This window comes from Streptococcus sp. HMSC072D03 (genome assembly GCF_001812855.1).
In the GTDB taxonomy this organism is placed as follows: Bacteria; Bacillota; Bacilli; order Lactobacillales; family Streptococcaceae; genus Streptococcus; species Streptococcus salivarius_D.
Window position 1 is genome coordinate 37124 of record NZ_KV810618.1, and the last position, 21193, is coordinate 58316.

Consider the following 21193-nt stretch of genomic DNA (forward strand, 5'->3'; position numbering starts at 1 on the left):
CTAAAGCTTATTTGTGATAAAATAAAAGAGAATTTTTATGAGAATATAGAGGAAAAAAAGTGACATTATTTTCGAAAAAACTCAGTCAAAAATGGGAAAAACGGCGCCAAAAACGAAAAGAAAAACGAGCGAATAAACCTAGAAAGCCAGTAAACATCTCCCGTCGTGTTTACTTGCTTTTTGGTGTAGTCTTTGTCCTTTTTTTGTTGCTTTTTGCACGTTTGACCTATATGCAGGTTTATAACAAATCGTTTTATACGAAGAAATTAGAGGATAATTCTAAGTATACAGTTAGGATTGCAAGCGAACGTGGGCAAATCTTTGATGCTAAAGGGGTTGCCCTCACGACCAACCAGAGTAAGGATGTTATCACCTTCACACGTAGCAATTTGGTGTCATCAGATACGATGAAGAAGGTCGCTGAAAAGTTGGCGACCATGGTGACTCTGACGGAAACGAAGGTAACAGCACGTCAAAAACGAGATTTCTATCTAGCGGACTCTGCCACTTATAAGCGTGTTGTTAATGATCTTCCAAACGACAAGAAAACAGATAAATTTGGTAATAAATTAGCTGAAGCTACTATTTACAACAATGCTGTTGATGCAGTTCCTGATGAAGCAGTGGATTACTCTGAGGATGAGCTTAAGATTGTCTACATTTACTCACAGATGAATGCTGTTTCTAATTTCTCAACAGTTACATTGAAAACAGGAGACTTGACACCTGAACAAATTGCGATTGTAGCAGCTAAACAGAAGGAACTCAATGGTATTACGGTTGCTAAGGATTGGGAACGTCATACGGTTGATTCAGCCTTGTCACCTCTCATCGGGAAAGTCTCAAGTTCGGAAGCAGGTTTACCACAAGAAGATGCCAAGGAATACCTCAAGAAAGGGTATGCCCTTAATGACCGTGTAGGAACTTCTTATCTAGAAAAAGAATATGAGGAGAAACTGCAAGGAAAACATACTGTTCGTGAGATTACAGTAGACAAGGAAGGCGAAGTTGCTAGTGATAAAATCACTCAAAAGGGTAGCAAGGGAAACAATCTGCAGTTGACCATCGACCTTGATTTCCAAAAGGGAGTTGAAGATATCCTAGGTCAACAGCTCTCTTCAGAGATTTCAGCGAATAAAGCTACCTATTCTGAAGGAATGTATGCAGTGGTTATGAATGCTGACACTGGTGCTGTACTTGCTATGGCAGGGCAAAAACATGAACAAGGAGCACAAGATTTTAAGGCCAATGCCTTAGGAACAATCACTGATGTCTTCATCCCAGGATCTGTTGTTAAGGGAGCAACCTTAACTGCTGGTTGGCGTTCAGGTGCCATTTATGGAAATCAGGTCTTGACTGACCAACCCATCAACATTGCCGGTTCAGCCCCTATCACATCTTGGTTTACAGACCAAGGTAGCCGTGCTATTACCGCGACACAGGCTCTAGAATACTCATCAAATACCTATATGGTGCAGATTGCAATTAAACTACTTGGCCAACAGTATGTTCCAGGTATGGCCTTGTCGACTGACAATATGGATAAGGCCATGACGACGCTTCGTGACACCTATGCTGATTTTGGTATGGGGGTGTCTACAGGACTTGATTTACCTGGAGAATCAGAAGGTTACATTTCTAAGAATTACAATGTAGCCAACGTCTTGACAGAGGCCTTTGGTCAGTACGACTCTTATACAACCATTCAGCTGGCTCAGTATGTTGCTTCAATTGCCAATGGTGGTAAACGTGTAGCACCCCATATTGTTGGAGGTATCTACGATGCAGGAGCTAATGGTAGTCTAGGAACTCTATCTTCAACGGTAGATACACGTGTATTAAATACCTTACCTCTCGATTCTGAGCAATTAGGCCTTATCCAACAAGGTTTCAATGATGTGGTCAATTCTGGCTCTAGCCTTGCGACTGGTAAAGCTATGGCAAGTTCTATCATTCCGATTAGTGGTAAAACAGGGACAGCCGAAACATATGCGACGGATGGTTCCGGTAATTCTGTAACAACGGTTAACCTTAATGCGGTTGCCTATGCGACTGCCAAAGATGGCACTAAGCTGGCTGTAGGTATTATGTATCCACACGCTCTAGATTCTAAGAGCAAGGCCCAACAAAATGCGGTAAAATCTATCATGGAGCTTTATCAAAATACTCACTAAATATCTAAAATCTCTTGTGCCTTGCACGAGGGATTTTTCTGTGATATAGTGTTTGAGTATTTGTTCTTGGGTAAAGACTTATCCATGAAAGTGACAAAAGATAAGTGATGAATAAAAAAATATAAAGAACAGGAGGCCTTCATGCTTTATCCTACTCCAATTGCGAAGCTGATTGATAGCTTTTCAAAACTCCCTGGAATTGGGGCTAAAACAGCGACACGCCTAGCTTTTTATACCATTAGCATGTCTGATGAAGATGTCAATGATTTCGCAAAAAACCTCTTGGCAGCAAAACGTGAATTGACTTATTGTTCGGTCTGTGGTCGTTTGACAGATGATGATCCATGTAACATTTGTACCGATGAAACTAGAGACCGTACTAAGATTTTGGTTGTTGAAGACTCCAAAGATGTTTCAGCTATGGAAAAGATTCAGGAATACCGTGGTCTCTACCATGTGCTTCAAGGGCTTATTTCCCCTATGAATGGTGTTGGGCCAGACGATATTAACCTGAAAAGTTTGATTACCCGTCTTATGGACAGCGAGGTTGACGAGGTTATCATCGCCACTAATGCAACAGCAGATGGTGAGGCAACCTCTATGTATATTTCTCGTGTTCTTAAACCTGCAGGAATCAAGGTGACTCGTTTAGCACGTGGTTTGGCCGTCGGTTCTGACATTGAGTATGCTGATGAAGTGACTTTGCTAAGAGCTATCGAAAATCGAACAGAATTATAAGTAAGAGGTGTTGGTCAGGCCAGCACTTTTTGTTTGTAGTAAATAGGTTTCTCATTAAAAATTTGGTAAAATAAAGTAAGCGCTTTTATAACGAGGAATCATGATGAAGATTGAAAAGGTTTTAAACAACAATGTTGTCCAAGCTTTGGATAATAATGTGGAATACATTGTCATGGGTAAGGGACTCGGCTTTCAAAAGAGGGTTGGAGACCTTGTTGATAAGGAAAAGATTGAAAAGACTTTTGTTTTGGAAAATACAGAGGCAGTAGAGGAATGGTCTCGTGTTTATGTCGATTTGCCTGACGGTGAAATGCAGGTCTTTTTGAATATTCTTACTTTTGCTGAAGCTGTCTTGCAAACCAAGTTTGATCCCTCTTTTTTCATCGCCCTTGCAGACCACCTACATTATGCTATTGAAAGAAGTAGAGAGGGTGTTTCTTTGCAGAATCCTTTGGCCTGGGAGGTTCGAAAATTTTATCCTCGGGAGTATGAAATTGGGAAACAAGCCCTTCGTTTGATTGCCAAGGATTTAGAAGTTCAGTTGGCAGATGATGAAGCTGCCTCTGTCGCTTTACATTTTGTTAATGCACAAAAAGATGCAGGTCTCCATGAAAAAGACCGACAGATGACTCAAATTGTGGTTGGGATTAGTGACATTGTCCGTCTTCATTTTGGTTATGATTTGGAGGAGGATAGTTTCTCGTATAACCGTTTTATGACACATCTCCAATACCTAGCACAACGTATTGTGAGTGGGGTTAGTGGTGGCAAGAATGATGCTTTTCTATATGAACAAGTTAAGATAAATTATCCAGAGTCCTTTATCTGTACCCAAAAGATTGCTGCATATATCAAGACAAGTTATGTCTTTGAGCTGAGTTTAGACGAACAAGTCTTTTTAACCATTCATATTCAACGTCTTAGGGATAATTTAGATAAGTAACGCTTCCCAGAGACGTCCTACAAAAAGCAGACAATTAGCCTTAAGTCTGCTTTTTCTGTGTCCTTATGGTATAATGAGGTGATTAATATTAGACCAAAAATACTCTGGGCTAGTATTCTATGTATTTGTATAAAAAAGCTAATGAGTTAGTGAAAGGAAGCGAGCGGTTCTATGTTTGAAGTGAGCATTGCCGTTCCTAAAGTATCTTATGTATATTGAAATGATTGATGAGACTGGACAAGTCTCTGAGAAATTAAAAGAACAAACCTTGGAGTTGCTAGATTTTGCAGCACAAAGACTTGGCAAGGAAGACAAAGAAATGGCGGTTACATTTGTAACCAACGAACGTAGCCACGAGCTAAACCTGGAATATCGTGATACGGACCGTCCAACGGATGTTATTAGTTTGGAGTATAAGCCTGAATTAGACATTAGCTTTGATGAGGAAGAGTTGGCTGAAAATCCTGAATTAGCTGAAATGATGGGAGAGTTTGATAGTTATATCGGTGAACTCTTTATTTCTGTTGATAAGGCTCACGAGCAAGCTGAGGATTATGGCCATAGTTTCGAGCGTGAGATGGGCTTCTTGGCTGTTCACGGTTTTCTTCATATCAATGGCTACGACCATTACACCCCAGAAGAAGAAGCGGAAATGTTTGGATTACAGGAAGAAATTTTGACTGCTTATGGACTTACGCGACAATAACCCACAAAAAAAGTGGAAAAACAGAGAATTTACAGCTAGTTTTGAGTTTGCTCTAACAGGGATTATCACAGCTTTTAAAGAAGAACGCAACATGCGCAAGCATTTGGTTTCAGCTATCTTGGTGGTATTGGCTGGCTTGATTTTTCGTGTGTCTGCGACAGAATGGCTCTTTCTTTTGATGGCAGTTTTTCTCGTAATTGCCCTAGAGATTGTTAATTCTGCCATTGAAAATGTTGTCGATTTGGCCAGTAATTATCACTTTTCGATGCTAGCCAAAAATGCTAAGGATATGGCTGCAGGAGCTGTTCTAGTGGTTTCTTGTTATGCACTCATTACGGGTATGATTGTTTTTATACCTAAAATTTGGAACTTAATTTTCAATTAAAAGGAAATAGGAAAGAAGTTATATGACATTTAAATCAGGATTTGTGGCTATTATTGGCCGTCCTAATGTAGGAAAATCAACGTTTTTGAACCATGTTATGGGGCAAAAAATTGCTATCATGAGTGATAAGGCTCAAACAACCCGTAATAAAATTATGGGGATTTACACAACTGATAAGGAACAGATTGTCTTTATCGATACACCAGGGATTCACAAGCCTAAGACGGCTCTTGGAGATTTCATGGTGGAATCTGCTTATTCAACCCTTCGTGAAGTGGATACCGTCCTCTTTATGGTACCAGCGGATGAACCCCGTGGTAAGGGTGATAATATGATTATCGAACGTCTTAAACAAGCTAAGGTTCCAGTTATCTTGGTAATCAATAAGATTGACAAGGTTCATCCAGATCAGCTCTTAGAGCAGATTGAGGATTTCCGTACACAAATGGATTTCAAGGAGATTATTCCGATATCTGCCCTCCAAGGAAACAACGTTTCTCATCTTGTGGATGTCTTGAGTGATAACCTTGAGGAAGGGTTCCAATATTTCCCAGCGGACCAAATCACCGACCACCCAGAGCGTTTCTTGGTATCGGAGATGATTCGTGAAAAAGTCCTTCAGTTGACACGTGAAGAAATTCCACACTCTGTTGCGGTTGTCATTGATGAGATGAAGCGTGATGAAGACACGGATAAGATTCATATTCGTGCGACAATCATGGTTGAGCGTGACAGCCAAAAAGGTATTGTCATTGGCAAGCAAGGTTCCATGCTCAAGAAAATTGGTACCCTTGCCCGTAAAGATATTGAAGTTATGCTAGGGGACAAGGTCTTCCTTGAAACCTGGGTTAAGGTTAAGAAAAATTGGCGTGATAAAAAACTTGATTTGGCCGATTTTGGTTACAATGAAAAAGAATATTAAAAAGCTGGGCACTTGCTCGGCTTTCTTGCTAGAAGGAGGAGCAGATGCCTGAGTTACCTGAGGTAGAAACTGTTAGACGAGGGTTAGAAAGGTTAGTTGTAGGTCGGACCATTTTGTCTGTTGAAGTTAAGGTTCCGAAAATGATAAAGACCTCCTATGATAGTTTTTTGAATGACTTACCTGGCCAAACTATTCAAGCCATGCGACGTAGAGGCAAGTACTTGATTTTTGACTTTGGACAGTTGATTATGATTTCCCACTTGCGCATGGAAGGAAAATACCTCTTGTTTACAGATCAGGTTCCTGTTAATAAGCATTTCCATCTTTTCTTTACCTTAGATGATGGCTCGACTCTTGTTTATCAGGACGTCCGCAAGTTTGGGACCTTTGATTTATTGGCTAAAAATCAAGAGGAGGCTTATTTTACAAAGAAAAAGCTTGGTCCTGAGCCTACTAAGAAGGCTTTTAAATACGCCCCGTTTGAGAGGGCCTTGATGACCTCTGCAAAGCCCATTAAAAGTCTCCTCTTGGAGCAGAAATTAGTGGCTGGTCTAGGCAATATCTATGTTGATGAGGTGCTTTGGGCAGCTAAGGTTCAACCAGAGACGCCAGCAAAGAAACTCAGCAAGGTAGCCATGAAGCGGGTCCATGATTAAACGATTGCTATTTTAAAGCTAGGAATTGAAAAAGGTGGCTCGACCATAAGGACTTATCGTAATGCCCTTGGTGAGGATGGGACCATGCAGAACTATTTACAGGTTTACGGAAAGACGGGACAGCCTTGTCCACGCTGCGCAAGCACAATTGAGAAAATCAAGTTAGGAGGGAGAGGAACACATTTGTGTCCTCGTTGTCAGAAACGATGATTATTGGGTTAACAGGTGGTATTGCTTCAGGAAAATCTACTGTTGTTGAAATGATTAAAGAGGCAGGTTACAAGGTCATTGATGCTGATCAGCTTGTACACGATATGCAGGCCCAAGGGGGGCGTTTGTACCGTGCCTTGCTTGATTGGTTGGGAGAGGGGATTCTCCTTTCTAATGGAGAATTGGATCGTCCTAAACTAGGGCAACTGATTTTTTCCAATGAGGAGATGAGACAGCGGTCTGCTGAGATTCAAGGGACAATTATTCGAGAGGAACTAGCAGCCCAGAGGGAGCGTTTGGCCAAGGAAGAAGATGTTTTTTTCATGGATATTCCCTTGCTTATTGAAAATGGGTATCAGGACTGGTTTGACCAGATTTGGTTGGTGGCAGTGTCACCGGAGGTCCAGTGCCAACGCTTGATGAAACGTAATCACTTAAGTGTTGAGGAAGCTAAGATGCGTATTGATAGCCAGATGTCTTTATCTGAGAAAAAGCCTTATGCCAGCTTGGTTCTTGATAATAACGGTAGTCTCGATGATTTGAAGGAGAAGGTGAAGAGCGCAATAAATGATTTAACGAGCTCCTCATAGCTAGCCATTGTGATATAATGGATAGTGAATTTTAGAAAGAAGATGATTGTTTGCGCCAAAAAGAACTTAAAAGTACTGATTGGCAACGTAACCTTAAAATTGCATGGATAGGAACCTTTTTTACTGGAGCTAGTTTCTCCATTGTTATGCCTTTCATGGCCCTCTACATTGAGGAACTTGGTGTTAAAGGAGATATGGTCGAATGGTATGCTGGCTTGTCTGTTGCCATCTCTGCCCTAGCCTCAGCCTTGGTTTCCCCTATTTGGGGACGCTTGGCTGACCGTTATGGTCGAAAGCCCATGATGATTAGAGCTAGCATGGTGATGACTTTTACAATGGGAGGTCTTGCCTTAGTCCCCAATGTTTTCTGGCTGCTTTTCTTAAGAACACTGAATGGTTTGTTTGCGGGCTATGTCCCAAATGCCACAGCTTTGATTGCTAGCCAGGTTCCTCAGAACCGTTCTGGCTATGCCTTGGGGACCTTGTCTACGGGTCTAACGGCAGGTGTTCTGATTGGCCCTTTGTTAGGTGGTACCTTATCTGAGGCGTTTGGTATGAGGGGCACCTTTTTATTGGTTGGACTCATTCTATTTATCTGCTGCCTCTTAACTATTTTTGGTTTGAAAGAGAATTTCCAGCCTGTCGAAAAGGGAGAGATGATGACCCTTTCTCAGGTTTTTGCAAAAATTCCTAGCAAATCTATGTTGATTGGCTTGTTTGTGACCAGTATGATTATCCAGATTTCTGCCCAATCGATTGCGCCTATGTTGGCTCTTTACATTCGCTATTTAGGTCAGAGGGACAATATCCTTTTTTACTCAGGTTTAATTGTTTCTGCTATGGGCTTCTCTAGTCTCTTAAGTACCCCTTTTCTGGGAAAACTGGGAGACCGTATTGGAAATCATCGCCTGCTTTTAATGGGGCTATTTTATAGCTTTCTCTTGTATTTCCTCTGTGGTTTTGCCGGTTCAGCCTTGCAACTGGGTATCTTACGTTTTGCCTATGGCTTTGGTGTGGGTGCCCTTATGCCTAGTGTCAATTCTTTATTGACCAAGATGACACCCCAAGAAGGAATCTCAAGAATATTTAGCTTTAATCAAAGCTTTTCATATATTGGACAGGTTTTAGGTCCTTTTGTTGGGTCAGCAGTTGCGACAGGATTAGGTTATCGTTGGGTCTTCTTTGTGACTGCAATGATCGTCTTTGGAAATTTTGTCTGGTCCTTAATCATCTTTAGAAAATCGCTAGGAGTCAAGAATATAGGTGAGAGTTAAAATCAATTTAAAGTGTAGTGAATGTGGGAGCATCAACTATCTCACAAGTAAAAATAAACAGAATCATCCTGAGAAAATTCAGGTACCCAAATTCTGCCCCAAGGATAGAAAAGTAACCTTACATGTTGAATCTTAAAGGGTTCTATGGTAGAATAAAAAGGACTTTTTCGGAGGAATAACTATGTACGACTTATTATTAACGCTGCTCTTGGTGATGTCAGCTATTATTGTGATTGCGGTATTCATGCAGCCACAAAAAAATCCAAGTAGCAATGTCTTTGATGGTGGTGGGTCAGAAGCACTATTTGAACGTAGTAAACCACGTGGTTTTGAAGCCTTTATGCAACGCTTTACAGGAATCATGGTTTTTCTATGGATTGTAGATGCAATCGTCCTTTCCATTCTCTCAAGTAAGTAATGAGCTGACTGAGGTTGGCTCATTTTTTGCGTTATAGTCAATAAATAAAAGAAAAGGAAATCATGAAAGAATCTATTATAAATTATTTGAAGGAGCATGGGAAATCCAGTGTAAACGACATTGCCAAGGCTCTTAATCATGCTGGGGGAGAAAAGTTCCCTCAGCTCATCAAGGCCATATCAGCCATGGAAAGTAAGGGACAGTTGCGTTTTAACCGAGATGGCTCTGTATCCTTGCGTCCTAAGAAAGAAAACCCTAATCAGGTGACTGTTGAAGGTGTCTTCCGTGCCAATAAGAACGGTTTTGGTTTCTTGCATGTCGATGATAGTGAAGATGATATGTTCATCGGTCGTAATGATGTTGGCCATGCCATTGACGGTGATACTGTTGCCGTTGTTATCAAGAAGCCAGCAGATCGTTTGCGTGGGACAGCAGCAGAAGCACGAGTTGTTGAAATTGTAGAACGTTCGCTTAAGACTGTTGTAGGGAAATTTATCCTTAGCGACGAGAAAGAACCTTATGCGGGTTACATTAAGTCTAAAAACCAAAAAATTCAGCAGCCAATTTATATCAAGAAAGAACCAGTTGCCCTAGATGGTACTGAAATTATCAAGGTTGATATCGAAAAATACCCTAACCGTCACTATGATTATTTCGTAGGAAGTGTTCGTGACATTATTGGTCATCAGGGGGATACTGGTATTGATGTCTTGGAAGTTTTGGAATCAATGGATATTGTTTCAGAGTTTCCAGAGGATGTCATGGCGGAAGCAGAAGCTGTCCCAGATGCACCGAGTCAGGAAGACCTCGTTGGTCGTGTTGACCTTCGTCAAGAGGTAACTTTTACCATTGACGGAGCCGATGCTAAGGACTTGGATGATGCGGTCCATATCAAACGTTTGCCAAATGGTAACTTTGAGCTTGGTGTTCATATTGCCGATGTGTCTTACTATGTCACTGAAGGCTCTGCTCTTAACCGTGAGGCCGTAGCACGTGGGACTTCTGTTTATGTGACAGACCGCGTGGTGCCAATGTTGCCTGAGCGTCTTTCGAATGGTATTTGTTCACTTAATCCCAATGTTGATCGCTTGACGCAGTCAGCCATTATGGAGATTACTCCTAAAGGTAAGGTGGTTAATCATAAGATCTGTCAATCTGTGATTAATACAACCTTCCGTATGACCTACAGTGATGTCAATGAGATGTTGGCTGGAAATCCAGAAAAGATTGAGCAGTTTAAGCCAATCATGGATTCTGTATCAGCTATGGCAGAATTGCATAAGATTTTAGAAGACATGCGTGAGCGTCGTGGTGCCCTTAACTTTGATACATCTGAAGCTCGTATCTTGGTCAATGAGAAGGGGATGCCAGTGGATATCGTGGTGCGTGAACGTGGAACAGCCGAGCGAATGATTGAATCCTTCATGTTGGCTGCCAATGAATGTGTGGCAGAGCACTTTGCTAAGGCTAAGTTGCCATTTATTTACCGTATCCACGAAGAGCCAAAAGCTGAGAAATTGCAACGCTTCATGGATTATGCCTCTATCTTTGGTGTTCAAATCAAAGGAACTGCCAATAAGATGGATCAGCTAGACTTGCAAGAGTTTATGGCCAAAGTTCAGGGAAAACCTGGAGCAGAAGTCATGAACATGATGCTGCTTCGTTCAATGCAACAAGCTCGCTATTCAGAACACAATCACGGACACTATGGACTTGCGGCTCAGTACTATACCCACTTTACTAGTCCAATCCGTCGTTACCCAGACCTCTTGGTTCACCGAATGATTCGTGAGTACACTAACAATATGTCTCAAGAGACGCGTGAACATTTTGAAGAGGTTATTCCTGAGTTAGCGACATCATCTTCAACTCTTGAACGTCGTGCCATTGATGCCGAACGTGTCGTTGAAGCTATGAAAAAAGCGGAATACATGGAAGAGTTTGTTGGCCAAGAATTCGATGGTATTGTCGGAAGTGTGGTTAAATTTGGTATGTTTGTGGAATTGCCAAACACTATCGAAGGTTTGGTTCACATCACCACCCTTCCAGAATTTTACAATTACAATGAACGTACCATGACACTTCAGGGTGAGAAAACTGGTAAGACTTTCCGAGTTGGTCAGCCTATCCGTGTCAAGTTAACACGTGCGGATAAGGAAACCGGAGACATTGACTTCCAATACCTTCCAAGCGAGTATGATGTTACTGAGAAAGTAGACCACAAGGCTCGTCAGGAACGTGAAGAGAAGGCGAAAGCCTTCCGCAATAGAGGTCCACGTCGTGACCGTCAAAATGGAGACTTCGAACGTCGTGGTAAACGTGGGGATAACCGTAACCATCAAGATGCTAATGGTCGTAAAGGCTCTTATGACGAAAAACGTAAGTCATCTAAGAAACCCGACAAGCGTAAGAATCAAAACCGTCCTCATAATGATAACAAGGGACGTGAGAGTGGCCGTCGTAAGAAGAAAGGGAACAAACCTTTCTACAAGGACGTTGCTAAAAAACGAAAATAGGATGAGAATGGAGGGACTGCTATGCCAAAGGGTGAAGGCAATGTTGTTGCTCAGAATAAAAAGGTTAGACATGACTATAGTATCGTTGATACTATTGAAGCAGGTATCGTGCTAACAGGGACGGAGATTAAATCCGTTCGTGCGGCACGCATCCAACTAAAAGATGGCTATGCCCAAATCAAGAACGGTGAGGCTTGGTTAATCAATGTTCATATTGCTCCCTTTGAGCAAGGTAATATTTGGAATCAAGATCCAGACCGTACGAGAAAATTATTGCTCAAGAAGAAGCAAATCACCAAACTTCAAAATGATCTTAAGGGAACAGGTATGACCTTAGTTCCTCTGAAGGTATACCTAAAAAACGGTTTTGCCAAGGTATTGCTTGGTATTGCCAAAGGGAAACACGATTACGATAAACGTGAATCTATCAAACGTCGTGAACAAGAACGTGATATCAAACGTATTATCAAGAGTGTTAACCGTTAAAACGCCTATCGTCTAAGACTGCTATAGTCCTAGATGATTTTTTGTTTTTGGCTTTAAGACATGATATAATGGGAGTACCATACGGTCTTTAGTTAGGATAGCAGATATACCTAACTCTGGACGTGATACTGTAAAGGAGATTAGCGATGCCAGTAGATGCTAAAACAAAATACAAGGCCAAGAAGACAAAGATTGTTTTCTTCGACATTGACGACACCCTTCGTGTCAAAAAGACAGGCTACATTCCTGAATCTATTAAGGCTGTTTTCAAAGGGCTTAAAGAAAAAGGAATTTTGACGGGGATTGCCACAGGACGTGGCTACTATGGTGTCGTTGAGGACATTCGAGACCTAGAGCCCGATTATTTTGTAACCATCAATGGAACTTATGTGATTAATCGAAAAGGGGAAGAAATTTATAACCAGCCCCTAGCTCGTGAAGTTACAGAAGCCTTTGTTGCTTGGTGCAAGGAGATTGGGATTGCTTGGGGCTTTGCCGGTAAGGATAAGCCAGTTGTCTCAGAGCGTTCAGATTTGATTGATGATGCTATGAAACCAGTCTATGGTCTTTGTGATGTGGAGCCAGACTTCCATTTGTCGAACGATGTTTACCATATGTGGACTTTTGCGGAAAATGATGGTGAGCTTGAGTTACCAGAAGAACTTGCGACACATGTTCGTATGGTACCTTGGCACGAACACTCATCTGACGTCGTAGCAAATGGTATCTCAAAAGCATCTGGTGTCGAGCATGTCTTGGAGCATGAAAACCTTAAACCGGTCAATGCTATGATGTTTGGTGATGGTCCAAATGATATGGAGATTTTTGACTATGTTGGACTTAAGATTGCCATGGGTAATGCCGCACCAGAATTGAAAGAAAAAGCAGATTACGTTACAGGAACAGTAGAAGAAGATGGCATTTTCAATGCCTTGGAGGAACTCGGATTGGTAGAAAAAGAACTTCATTTCCCACAACTTGACTTGGATGCAGTAGAAGGTCCAGTCGCAACAATTAAAACAAACCATGGTGATTTGGTCATCAAGCTTTTCCCTGATCATGCACCATTAACAGTTACTAACTTTGTCAATTTGGCCAAGAGTGGCTACTATGACGGTGTGATTTTCCACCGTATTATCAAGGACTTTATGATTCAAGGTGGTGACCCAACTGGTACTGGTATGGGTGGTGAGTCAAGTTTCGGTGGTAGCTTCCAGGATGAATTTTCTGAAGAGCTCTATAACCTCCGTGGTGCGCTTTCTATGGCCAATGCAGGACCAGATACTAATGGTAGCCAGTTCTTCATCGTTCAAACGCCTGAAATTCCTTATGCTAAAAAGGAACTCGAACGTGGTGGTTGGCCAGCACCAATCGCAGAAGCTTATGCTGAAAATGGTGGAACACCTCACCTAGACCGTCGTCACACAGTCTTTGGTCAATTGGTGGATGAAGACTCTTACAAGGTGCTTGATGAGATTGCCAATATTGAGGTTGGAGCTCAAGATAAGCCACTTGAGGATGTTGTGATTGAAACAGTAGAGGTAGCAGACTAAGATGAAAATTGGAGACAAGCTTAGGGGTGTTATCACAGGCATCAAGCCTTACGGTGCCTTTGTTTCATTGGAAAATGGTACCACAGGCTTGATTCACATCTCGGAGATTAAGACAGGTTATATCGACAACATCTACAATACCCTCAAGGTAGACCAGGAGGTCTTGGTTCAAGTTGTTGATTTTGATGAATTTACACAAAAGGCCAGTCTTTCTTTGAGAACCCTTGAGGAAGAAAAAAATAAAATCCCTCATCGTCATCGTTTCTCAGATAGTCGTTTGAACTATGGCTTTAAACCTTTGGCAGAAGCAATGCCAGGATGGATTGAAGAAGGACTTGACTATCTTAGACAAGAGCATGAGGAAAAATAGCAAAAAAAGCTGACTCTCAATGAGTCGGCTTTTTTGGTGTTTTCGATTTGACTACAAACAAAAAGATCTTCAATTTAATTGAAGACCCATGTTTATTAATTAGACATCAAAATAGATCAATTCTTTTGGTGTGTGTGTGAAGACTTCAAAGCCATCTTTTGTCACATAACCACAGTCCTCGATACGAACACCAACTTTTTCAGGAATGTAAATACCTGGTTCAACAGAGAAGCACATTCCTTCTTCGATTACCAAGTCATTTCCTTCCATGATAGAAGGGAATTCATGCACATCCATTCCGATACCGTGTCCGAGGCGGTGGTTGAAGTATTCGCCGTAACCAGCTTTTTCAATAACATTACGTGCTGCAGCATCGACTTCGCTGGCAGTTACACCTGGTTTAATCATATCTAGGGCAGCCTGTTGAGCTTCTAAAGTCAAGTGGTAGATTTCTTTTTTGAAATCATCGGGTTTTCCAACAGCGACTGTTCGCGTCATATCTGAAGCATAGCCATTCACCATACAGCCCAAGTCGAAGAGAAGAAGAGCATCTTTTTCAATTTTGTTGCTTCCAGGAATGCCGTGTGGGTTGGCTGCATTGTTACCAGTCAAGACCATAGTTTCAAAGCTCATTTCATAGCCCAAGCGTTTGATGCCAAATTCGATTTGAGCAATGATGTCTGTTTCAGTAACGTCGAGAGAGATATTGTCGAAACCGATATTAACAGCTTTATCAGCATAATCACCGGCAACCAACATTTTTTGAATTTCATCAGCTGACTTGATAACGCGCATTTTTTGAATGAATGGTGTCAAGTTTTCAAAGCGACCATCAAAGACCGTTTGCAATCCTTGGAACTTAGTCACATTGAGATTGTCAAACTCTGCATAAATAATAGGGCTGTCTGTACTTGCTAGGCCAGCTTTGATTTTTTGCCATGGATTTTCAGAATCCACATATCCAAAGACTGGGAAGTCGAGTACAGCAGAGGCACGTGCAACCTCAAGAGCAGGAACAAAGAGGGCAGGTTCACGATTTTCGTAGACGAAGAGGAACATTTGGCGTTCATGTGGGTCACAATCAAAACCAGTAAGATAATTGACAGTTACAGGATCTGAAACAATAGCTAGCCCTGCTTTATTTTCATTCAAAAAATGACGAATGCGATCAAGTTTAGACATAGAAAAAACTCCTTTGTATTTCTTACACTCATTCTGTCACTTTTATAGGGAAAATGCAAGTTGTTTTTTGGCTTTTCATTAAATCATTTACTTTCATTGAGACTTTTTTAGGCTAGTTTTGTAAGCGATGGATAGTCTTGGAAGCACGAAATGAGAGGCCTTTTTCTGAAATGGCTTTCTTCCTCGTAACCATAAAGAAGGAATCCCTTTCATTTTTTTGTAAAAAATCAGTCAAAATAATTGAAAGTGTTTTCAGAATCTGATACAATTAGCATGAATAAGTGAGCGTAAAATGAGAAAGGAAGTGTTTTTATGAATACTGATGAAACAATTACTATATACGACGTTGCGCGTGAAGCAGGTGTTTCGATGGCGACTGTGTCTCGTGTGGTAAATGGAAATAAAAATGTAAAAGAAAACACCCGAAAAAAAGTGCTTGAGGTCATTGATCGTTTGGATTACCGTCCAAATGCGGTTGCGCGTGGCTTGGCGAGTAAGAAAACCACTACTGTAGGAGTTGTCATCCCAAATATTGCTAATAGTTATTTTGCTACTTTAGCAAGGGGGATTGATGATATTGCAACCATGTACAAGTATAATATTGTTCTTGCATCTAGTGATGAAAATGACGATCACGAAGTTACCGTGATTAACTCTCTATTTGCCAAACAAGTAGACGGTATCATCTTCATGGGTTACCACTTGACGGAAAAAATTCGTGCAGAATTTTCCCGTACTCGTACGCCGATTGTCCTAGCAGGAACAGTGGACCTCGAACACCAATTACCGAGTGTTAACATCGACTATAAAGCTGCCGTTGAGGATTCTATAACACAGCTTGCCAAGAATAATGAAAAGGTTGCCTTTGTATCAGGGCCACTAATTGATGATATTAATGGCAAGCTCCGTCTAGCTGGTTATAAGGCTGGACTTGAAAAGAATAATTTGCGCTACAATGAAGGACTAGTCTTTGAAGCTAAATATAGCTATAAAGATGGCTTTGATCTAGCACAACGTGTCTTGAACTCTGGTGCCACTGCTGCCTATGTTGGAGAAGATGAATTGGCTGCAGGTCTCTTGAATGGCCTCTTTGCTGCAGGTAAATCAGTTCCAGAAGACTTCGAAATCATCACAAGCAATGACTCACCAATTACAAGCTATACACGTCCAAACCTTTCTAGTATTAATCATCCTCTCTATGATTTAGGGGCAGTTAGCATGCGTATGTTGACTAAAATCATGAATAAGGAAGAACTTGAAGAAAAAGATGTTATTCTTAATCACGGTATTACCTTACGTCAGTCAACAAAATAAAAAAGGAGTTGGGACATAAGTTTGTCTCAACTTCTCTTTTTTAGAAAAAGGGAGAACCAATGACTTTTGAGGATGCTTATTTTAAAAAGAAAGTCCTAAAACCTGATAGCCTAGAACCTTTTGGTTTTACAGCTACTGAGCAAGGCTATGAGTTCAGAAAACCACTGATAGCTGAAGAACTTGAAGCTCGATTGTTTATTGATTTAGAAGGTAAGTTGACGGGACAGGTTGTCGATAGTGATCTTGATGAGCCTTATGATATCTTCAGGAGTCCTCAGGCTACTGGAACTTACGTTGGTCAAGTCAGAGAGGCTTATGGAGAACTTCTGTCACAGGTAGCTGATTCTTGTTATGAAGATCAATTATTCTCATCTCCACAAGCTAATCGCCTGGCTAAATTTTTAGCTCAAGAATTTTCAGACCAAGCAGACCATCCTTTCGAGAAAGAACCAAGCTATCTATCTTTTAGAGTTGATGGTAAATGGTATGCCTTGTTTTTTCCTCTTAAGGGAGAAAAACTAGGGCTTGATGGAGAAAAGGCAGAATTAACATATGATGTGGTTAACCTCAAGGTTAATCCGACGCAAATGGATAAGCTCTTGAAAATGGATGGCGTTTTTCCTAGCTACCATATGTCCAAGAAGACCTGGGTTAGTCTTGTTTTAGATGAGACCTTGCCAGACCAGACTGTTTTTGAGCTTCTTAGTGAAAGTCGTTCCCTAGTGGCTCCCAAACATCTTAGAAAGGCTTCGGAGCCTCATTATTGGATTATCCCGGTAAATTTGAAATACTACGATATTGGGGATGAGTTTTCCGCAAATGAGGAGATTCTTTGGACACAGAAAGCTAGTATGCAAAAGGGAGATTTTGTGGCTATCTATATTACGGCACCTACCAAGGCCATCCGTTACGTCTGTCAGGTTTTAGAGGCAAATATCCCTAATCAAGGTTATCGTGAAGAGGAGAGTATTAAAGAGTTGATGCGGATTAAGCCCTTATACACTTTTAATGACACTGACTTTGATAGTGGTAGACTAAAGAGTTTAGGTATTAAAACTGTTCGAGGTCCTCGACATATGACGGAAGAGTTAGTTCAGGCTTTATCCCCTTACCTAAAAGAAAAATAGAAGGAGGACATCATGCGAATTTTGATTGCACCTGATTCATTTAAGGAAAGTTTATCTGCAAAAGAGGTCGCCTTAGCTCTTAAATCAGGTTTTGAAAATGCCTTACCCGACGCTGATTTTGACCTCATGCCAATAGGTGATGGTGGCGAGGGCACCTTAGATGCTCTTGCTGAAAATCTAAATCTTGAGAAGAAAAGTATCAAGATTCCTCATGCCTATACAAGTGACGGAAGTGTTTCTTTTGCCAGCAATGGCCAGACTGCCATTTTTGAAATGGCTGCGATTTGTGGCTTGGAGCATATTCCTAAGGAGAAACGAAATCCTCTAGCTCTAACGACACAAGGCGTAGGTGAACTAATTGTTCATTTGGTTCAATCTGGCATCCGAGAGTTTATTATAGGCGTAGGTGGATCTGCTACCAATGATGGTGGTATTGGTATGGCATATGGATTGGGGTATCGTTTTTATGATTCTGAGGGACAGGAGCTTGAGCCAATAGGTGCTAATCTTGGTCTCATTAAGAAGGTATCCTCTAAAAATAAGCTTGATTTGTCTGGTGTCACCATTCGTCTGATTACTGACGTAGATAACCCCTTGTGTGGTCAACATGGAGCGACCTATATTTTTGGTGGACAAAAGGGTCTGGCTTCTTCACAATTTAAAAAAGTTGACCAAGAAATGTCACAATTCTACACTGACTTTGCTCCTGAAGTTTTAAAACTGGCTGGTTCCGGAGCGGGGGGAGGCATGGCTGCAGGCCTGGTGGCCTTTGCAGATGCAGAAATTAAATCAGGGATTGACTTTGTACTTGATTGTGTTGATTTTGACCAACGTGTGAAGTCTGCTGATTTGGTTATAGTAGGAGAAGGACGTATGGATAGCCAGTCCTTATCTGGTAAGGCACCGGTCGGAGTGGCTAGGCGGACACCATCAGCTATTCCCGTCATTGCTATCTGTGGTAGTCTGAAGGATGATTTGCCTGATTTTCCGGGAGCAGGCATTTCAGCTGCCTTTCCCATTATTGGTCAAGTATCAGACTTAGACCAAGTTTTAGCTGCTGCCAAGGAGAATCTCTATCGAACAGGACTCAATATTGGGAATCTCATCAAGCTCAGTAAAACATTGTGATATAAGAAAAAGCTGACGTTGCGTCAGCTTTTATTTTCCAAATAGTTTAGCAAAAAATCCCTTTTTTTCAGTAACAGGTTCAGTTTCTTTAGGAGCGAGGATATCAGGATAGAGCTCTGAAAATAACACTTTATCAAGATTCTCTGCTTGATTACTATGTACAATAAGACCGTATGGTGAATGGGCCTTGGCCTCGTCCACGATAGTAGCTGAAATGTTGAGTGCTTGAGCCGTTTTGATATAGATAAATTGTATCTGGTCAGCTAATTTTGGCGATAGCTTGAGACTAAGATTCGGGTAAACGGCTTGTAAGTCTTTTAAAATCTGCGGAAAATGGTCAATTACTGTTTTCTTTTCAGCATTTTCCAATAGAACAGCTAGGACTACACGTTCCGCATAGGTTCCAAAATACTGACGAAGTTCATCGGGATTAAGGCGTTTTTCGCCACTAGCGCATTGGAGCACTTTGTTTTCAAGTGAAGTCATAGGAATCTCCTGTAAGTTTTCTACTAGTATTATACAATATTTTGAATTCCTTTTCATTCGGGTCGTTTTCTGAGATTTTCAAAAACAATTGAAAATATTAAAAAATAGAAAATCGCTAGAAAATTCTGGTTTTAATTTGCTTAAGCCTTGATATTATGGTAATATATAGGTGTAAAAAATTTTAACTCATAAGGAGAGTATTGTAATGTCAATTATTACTGATGTTTACGCACGCGAAGTCCTTGACTCACGCGGTAACCCAACACTTGAAGTAGAAGTTTACACTGAATCTGGTGCATTCGGTCGCGGTATGGTTCCTTCAGGAGCTTCAACTGGTGAACACGAAGCAGTAGAACTTCGTGATGGTGACAAAGCTCGTTACGGTGGTCTTGGTACTCAAAAAGCAGTTGATAACGTAAACAACGTTATTGCTGAACACATCATCGGATTCGACGTACGTGATCAACAAGGTATTGACCGCGCAATGATCGCTCTTGACGGTACTCCAAACAAAGGTAAACTTGGTGCCAACGCTATTCTTGGTGTGTCTATCGCTGTAGCACGCGCAGCTGCTGACTACCTTGAAGTTCCACTTTACAGCTACCTTGGCGGATTCAACACTAAAGTTCTTCCAACTCCAATGATGAACATCATCAACGGTGGTTCTCACTCAGACGCTCCAATCGCTTTCCAAGAATTCATGATCGTACCTGCTGGTGCACCAACATTCAAAGAAGCTCTTCGTTGGGGTGCTGAAATCTTCCACGCACTTAAGAAAATCCTTAAAGAACGTGGACTTGAAACAGCCGTAGGTGACGAAGGTGGTTTCGCACCTCGTTTCGACGGAACTGAAGATGGTGTTGAAACTATCATCAAAGCTATCGAAGCTGCTGGATATGTACCAGGTAAAGACGTATTTATCGGATTTGACTGTGCATCATCTGAATTCTACGATGCAGAACGTAAAGTTTACGACTACACTAAATTTGAAGGTGAAGGCGCTGCTGTTCGTACTGCTGCAGAACAAATCGACTACCTTGAAGAATTGGTTAACAAATACCCAATCATCACTATCGAAGATGGTATGGACGAAAACGACTGGGACGGTTGGAAAGCTCTTACTGAACGTCTTGGTGGTAAAGTTCAATTGGTTGGTGACGACTTCTTCGTAACTAACACAGCTTACCTTGAAAAAGGTATTGCAGAACACGCTGCTAACTCAATCCTTATCAAAGTTAACCAAATCGGTACTTTGACTGAAACTTTCGACGCTATCGAAATGGCGAAAGAAGCTGGATACACAGCAGTAGTATCACACCGTTCAGGTGAAACTGAAGATTCAACAATCGCTGATATCGCAGTTGCAACTAACGCTGGTCAAATCAAGACAGGTTCATTGTCACGTACTGACCGTATCGCTAAATACAACCAATTGCTTCGTATCGAAGACCAACTTGGTGAAGTTGCAGAATATCGTGGTTTGAAATCATTCTACAACTTGAAAAAATAATTCTATAGTCATATAGAATAAAAAGGGGTTCCTTAGGGAATCTCTTTTTTTTGCTTGTTCTAAAGAACTTTTGACTAAGCTAGGCACCGTCTCTAAATAGGACTTCCAAATATAAAAATCCCCTCAATCAATAGGATTGAGGGGATTTCGTCTTAGAATAGACCTTTAATCTTGTCTAAAGCCCCACTGACCATTTCGTTACCTGAAACAAGAGATTTAGCTTGGTCGAAGTACTCGCCCAAATCATCTTTGTTTTCATCGACAAACTTTTTAGCAGCTTCGAAATCTTTCTTTTCGATCATTTCTTTTACTTGGTTAAATAATTCCATTGGATTCATATCTGTTCTCCTCTATAAGTTTTCTTACAAATTCTATTTAATCACGCTTATAGCAAACTAGCAAGAAATATGTTTGAGAGTAACTAGTGAGATGAGAGTTACAATTTTGCAGCCAAGTGGTATTGAAACTTTTTTTATCTTGAATATACAATATAAGTGCACAATAA

General features: G+C 41.1%; 21 protein-coding genes and 1 pseudogene. 19 read left to right on the forward strand and 3 right to left on the reverse strand.

Annotated elements, in window-relative coordinates; all coding sequences use genetic code 11:
• Window positions 1-59: 59 nt before the first annotated feature.
• The 15 genes and pseudogenes from pbp2b (at window position 60) to HMPREF2877_RS01860 (ending at window position 13941) form a co-directional block, all read left to right on the forward strand.
• The gene (gene pbp2b, locus HMPREF2877_RS01795; RefSeq protein ID WP_070578406.1) at window positions 60-2174 is read left to right on the forward strand and encodes a penicillin-binding protein PBP2B; all 2115 of its coding nucleotides are present in this window, start codon (window positions 60-62) and stop codon (window positions 2172-2174) included.
• A gap of 141 nt (window positions 2175-2315) precedes the next feature.
• On the forward strand, window positions 2316-2912 hold the full coding sequence (gene recR / locus HMPREF2877_RS01800; RefSeq protein WP_002889030.1) for a recombination mediator RecR: 597 nt from the start codon (window positions 2316-2318) through the stop codon (window positions 2910-2912).
• 103 nt (window positions 2913-3015) lie between these two features.
• Window positions 3016-3855, forward strand: coding sequence for a BglG family transcription antiterminator LicT (gene licT / locus HMPREF2877_RS01805; protein WP_045771876.1), 840 nt, complete (start codon window positions 3016-3018; stop codon window positions 3853-3855).
• A 208-nt stretch (window positions 3856-4063) separates the two neighbouring features.
• The gene (gene ybeY, locus HMPREF2877_RS01810; RefSeq protein WP_002886021.1) at window positions 4064-4561 is read left to right on the forward strand and encodes an rRNA maturation RNase YbeY; all 498 of its coding nucleotides are present in this window, start codon (window positions 4064-4066) and stop codon (window positions 4559-4561) included.
• Window positions 4542-4946, forward strand: a complete 405-nt coding sequence (locus HMPREF2877_RS01815; protein WP_045771875.1) for a diacylglycerol kinase family protein — start codon at window positions 4542-4544, stop codon at window positions 4944-4946. The genes ybeY and HMPREF2877_RS01815 overlap by 20 nt, the downstream gene beginning before the upstream one ends.
• A 22-nt stretch (window positions 4947-4968) precedes the next feature.
• Window positions 4969-5868, forward strand: coding sequence for a GTPase Era (era, locus tag HMPREF2877_RS01820; protein ID WP_002886016.1), 900 nt, complete (start codon window positions 4969-4971; stop codon window positions 5866-5868).
• A 44-nt stretch (window positions 5869-5912) separates the two neighbouring features.
• Window positions 5913-6734, forward strand: a pseudogene (gene mutM / locus HMPREF2877_RS01825) (DNA-formamidopyrimidine glycosylase).
• Complete coding sequence (coaE, locus tag HMPREF2877_RS01830) at window positions 6731-7324, forward strand: dephospho-CoA kinase (RefSeq protein WP_070578410.1); 594 nt, start codon at window positions 6731-6733, stop codon at window positions 7322-7324. Before mutM ends, coaE begins: the two are co-directional and overlap by 4 nt.
• A gap of 50 nt (window positions 7325-7374) precedes the next feature.
• Complete coding sequence (locus HMPREF2877_RS01835) at window positions 7375-8598, forward strand: multidrug efflux MFS transporter (RefSeq protein ID WP_070578413.1); 1224 nt, start codon at window positions 7375-7377, stop codon at window positions 8596-8598.
• On the forward strand, window positions 8588-8734 hold the full coding sequence (gene rpmG / locus HMPREF2877_RS10515; protein WP_002890443.1) for a 50S ribosomal protein L33: 147 nt from the start codon (window positions 8588-8590) through the stop codon (window positions 8732-8734). Before HMPREF2877_RS01835 ends, rpmG begins: the two co-directional genes overlap by 11 nt.
• Window positions 8735-8779: 45 nt before the next feature.
• Window positions 8780-9016 (forward strand): preprotein translocase subunit SecG, encoded by a 237-nt coding sequence (gene secG / locus HMPREF2877_RS01840; RefSeq protein ID WP_002886135.1) that lies wholly within the window; start codon window positions 8780-8782, stop codon window positions 9014-9016.
• A 62-nt stretch (window positions 9017-9078) separates the two neighbouring features.
• Complete coding sequence (rnr, locus tag HMPREF2877_RS01845) at window positions 9079-11532, forward strand: ribonuclease R (protein WP_045768960.1); 2454 nt, start codon at window positions 9079-9081, stop codon at window positions 11530-11532.
• 21 nt (window positions 11533-11553) lie between these two features.
• The gene (smpB, locus tag HMPREF2877_RS01850) at window positions 11554-12018 is read left to right on the forward strand and encodes an SsrA-binding protein SmpB (RefSeq protein WP_045768959.1); all 465 of its coding nucleotides are present in this window, start codon (window positions 11554-11556) and stop codon (window positions 12016-12018) included.
• A gap of 146 nt (window positions 12019-12164) precedes the next feature.
• Entirely contained in the window at window positions 12165-13571 is a 1407-nt protein-coding gene (locus HMPREF2877_RS01855; RefSeq protein WP_045768958.1) for a Cof-type HAD-IIB family hydrolase, read from the forward strand.
• A gap of 1 nt (window position 13572) precedes the next feature.
• On the forward strand, window positions 13573-13941 hold the full coding sequence (locus HMPREF2877_RS01860; protein WP_002886108.1) for a S1 RNA-binding domain-containing protein: 369 nt from the start codon (window positions 13573-13575) through the stop codon (window positions 13939-13941).
• A gap of 99 nt (window positions 13942-14040) precedes the next feature.
• Here HMPREF2877_RS01860 and HMPREF2877_RS01865 read toward each other — a convergent pair whose 3' ends face one another.
• Window positions 14041-15123 (reverse strand): M24 family metallopeptidase, encoded by a 1083-nt coding sequence (locus HMPREF2877_RS01865; RefSeq protein WP_002886210.1) that lies wholly within the window; start codon window positions 15121-15123, stop codon window positions 14041-14043.
• A gap of 312 nt (window positions 15124-15435) precedes the next feature.
• On the opposite strand from HMPREF2877_RS01865, the gene ccpA reads away from it, so the two are divergent.
• Genes ccpA through HMPREF2877_RS01880 form a run of 3 tightly spaced genes read left to right on the forward strand, consistent with a single transcriptional unit; the run spans window position 15436 to window position 18692 of the window.
• The gene (gene ccpA / locus HMPREF2877_RS01870) at window positions 15436-16437 is read left to right on the forward strand and encodes a catabolite control protein A (RefSeq protein WP_002886078.1); all 1002 of its coding nucleotides are present in this window, start codon (window positions 15436-15438) and stop codon (window positions 16435-16437) included.
• A 59-nt stretch (window positions 16438-16496) separates the two neighbouring features.
• Complete coding sequence (locus tag HMPREF2877_RS01875; protein ID WP_070578416.1) at window positions 16497-17564, forward strand: MmcQ/YjbR family DNA-binding protein; 1068 nt, start codon at window positions 16497-16499, stop codon at window positions 17562-17564.
• A 12-nt stretch (window positions 17565-17576) separates the two neighbouring features.
• Window positions 17577-18692 carry a glycerate kinase gene (locus HMPREF2877_RS01880; protein ID WP_070578419.1) on the forward strand — a complete coding sequence of 372 codons (1116 nt, stop codon included), beginning with the start codon at window positions 17577-17579 and terminating at the stop codon, window positions 18690-18692.
• A 30-nt stretch (window positions 18693-18722) separates the two neighbouring features.
• Here HMPREF2877_RS01880 and HMPREF2877_RS01885 read toward each other — a convergent pair whose 3' ends face one another.
• Window positions 18723-19178, reverse strand: a complete 456-nt coding sequence (locus HMPREF2877_RS01885) for a YueI family protein (RefSeq protein ID WP_045768955.1) — start codon at window positions 19176-19178, stop codon at window positions 18723-18725.
• Between the two features lie 205 nt (window positions 19179-19383).
• Between HMPREF2877_RS01885 and eno the strand changes: the two genes are divergently transcribed.
• Window positions 19384-20688, forward strand: a complete 1305-nt coding sequence (gene eno, locus HMPREF2877_RS01890; protein WP_002886048.1) for a surface-displayed alpha-enolase — start codon at window positions 19384-19386, stop codon at window positions 20686-20688.
• Between the two features lie 152 nt (window positions 20689-20840).
• Here eno and HMPREF2877_RS01895 read toward each other — a convergent pair whose 3' ends face one another.
• Complete coding sequence (locus HMPREF2877_RS01895) at window positions 20841-21026, reverse strand: hypothetical protein (protein ID WP_002886071.1); 186 nt, start codon at window positions 21024-21026, stop codon at window positions 20841-20843.
• Between the last annotated feature and the right edge of the window lie 167 nt (window positions 21027-21193).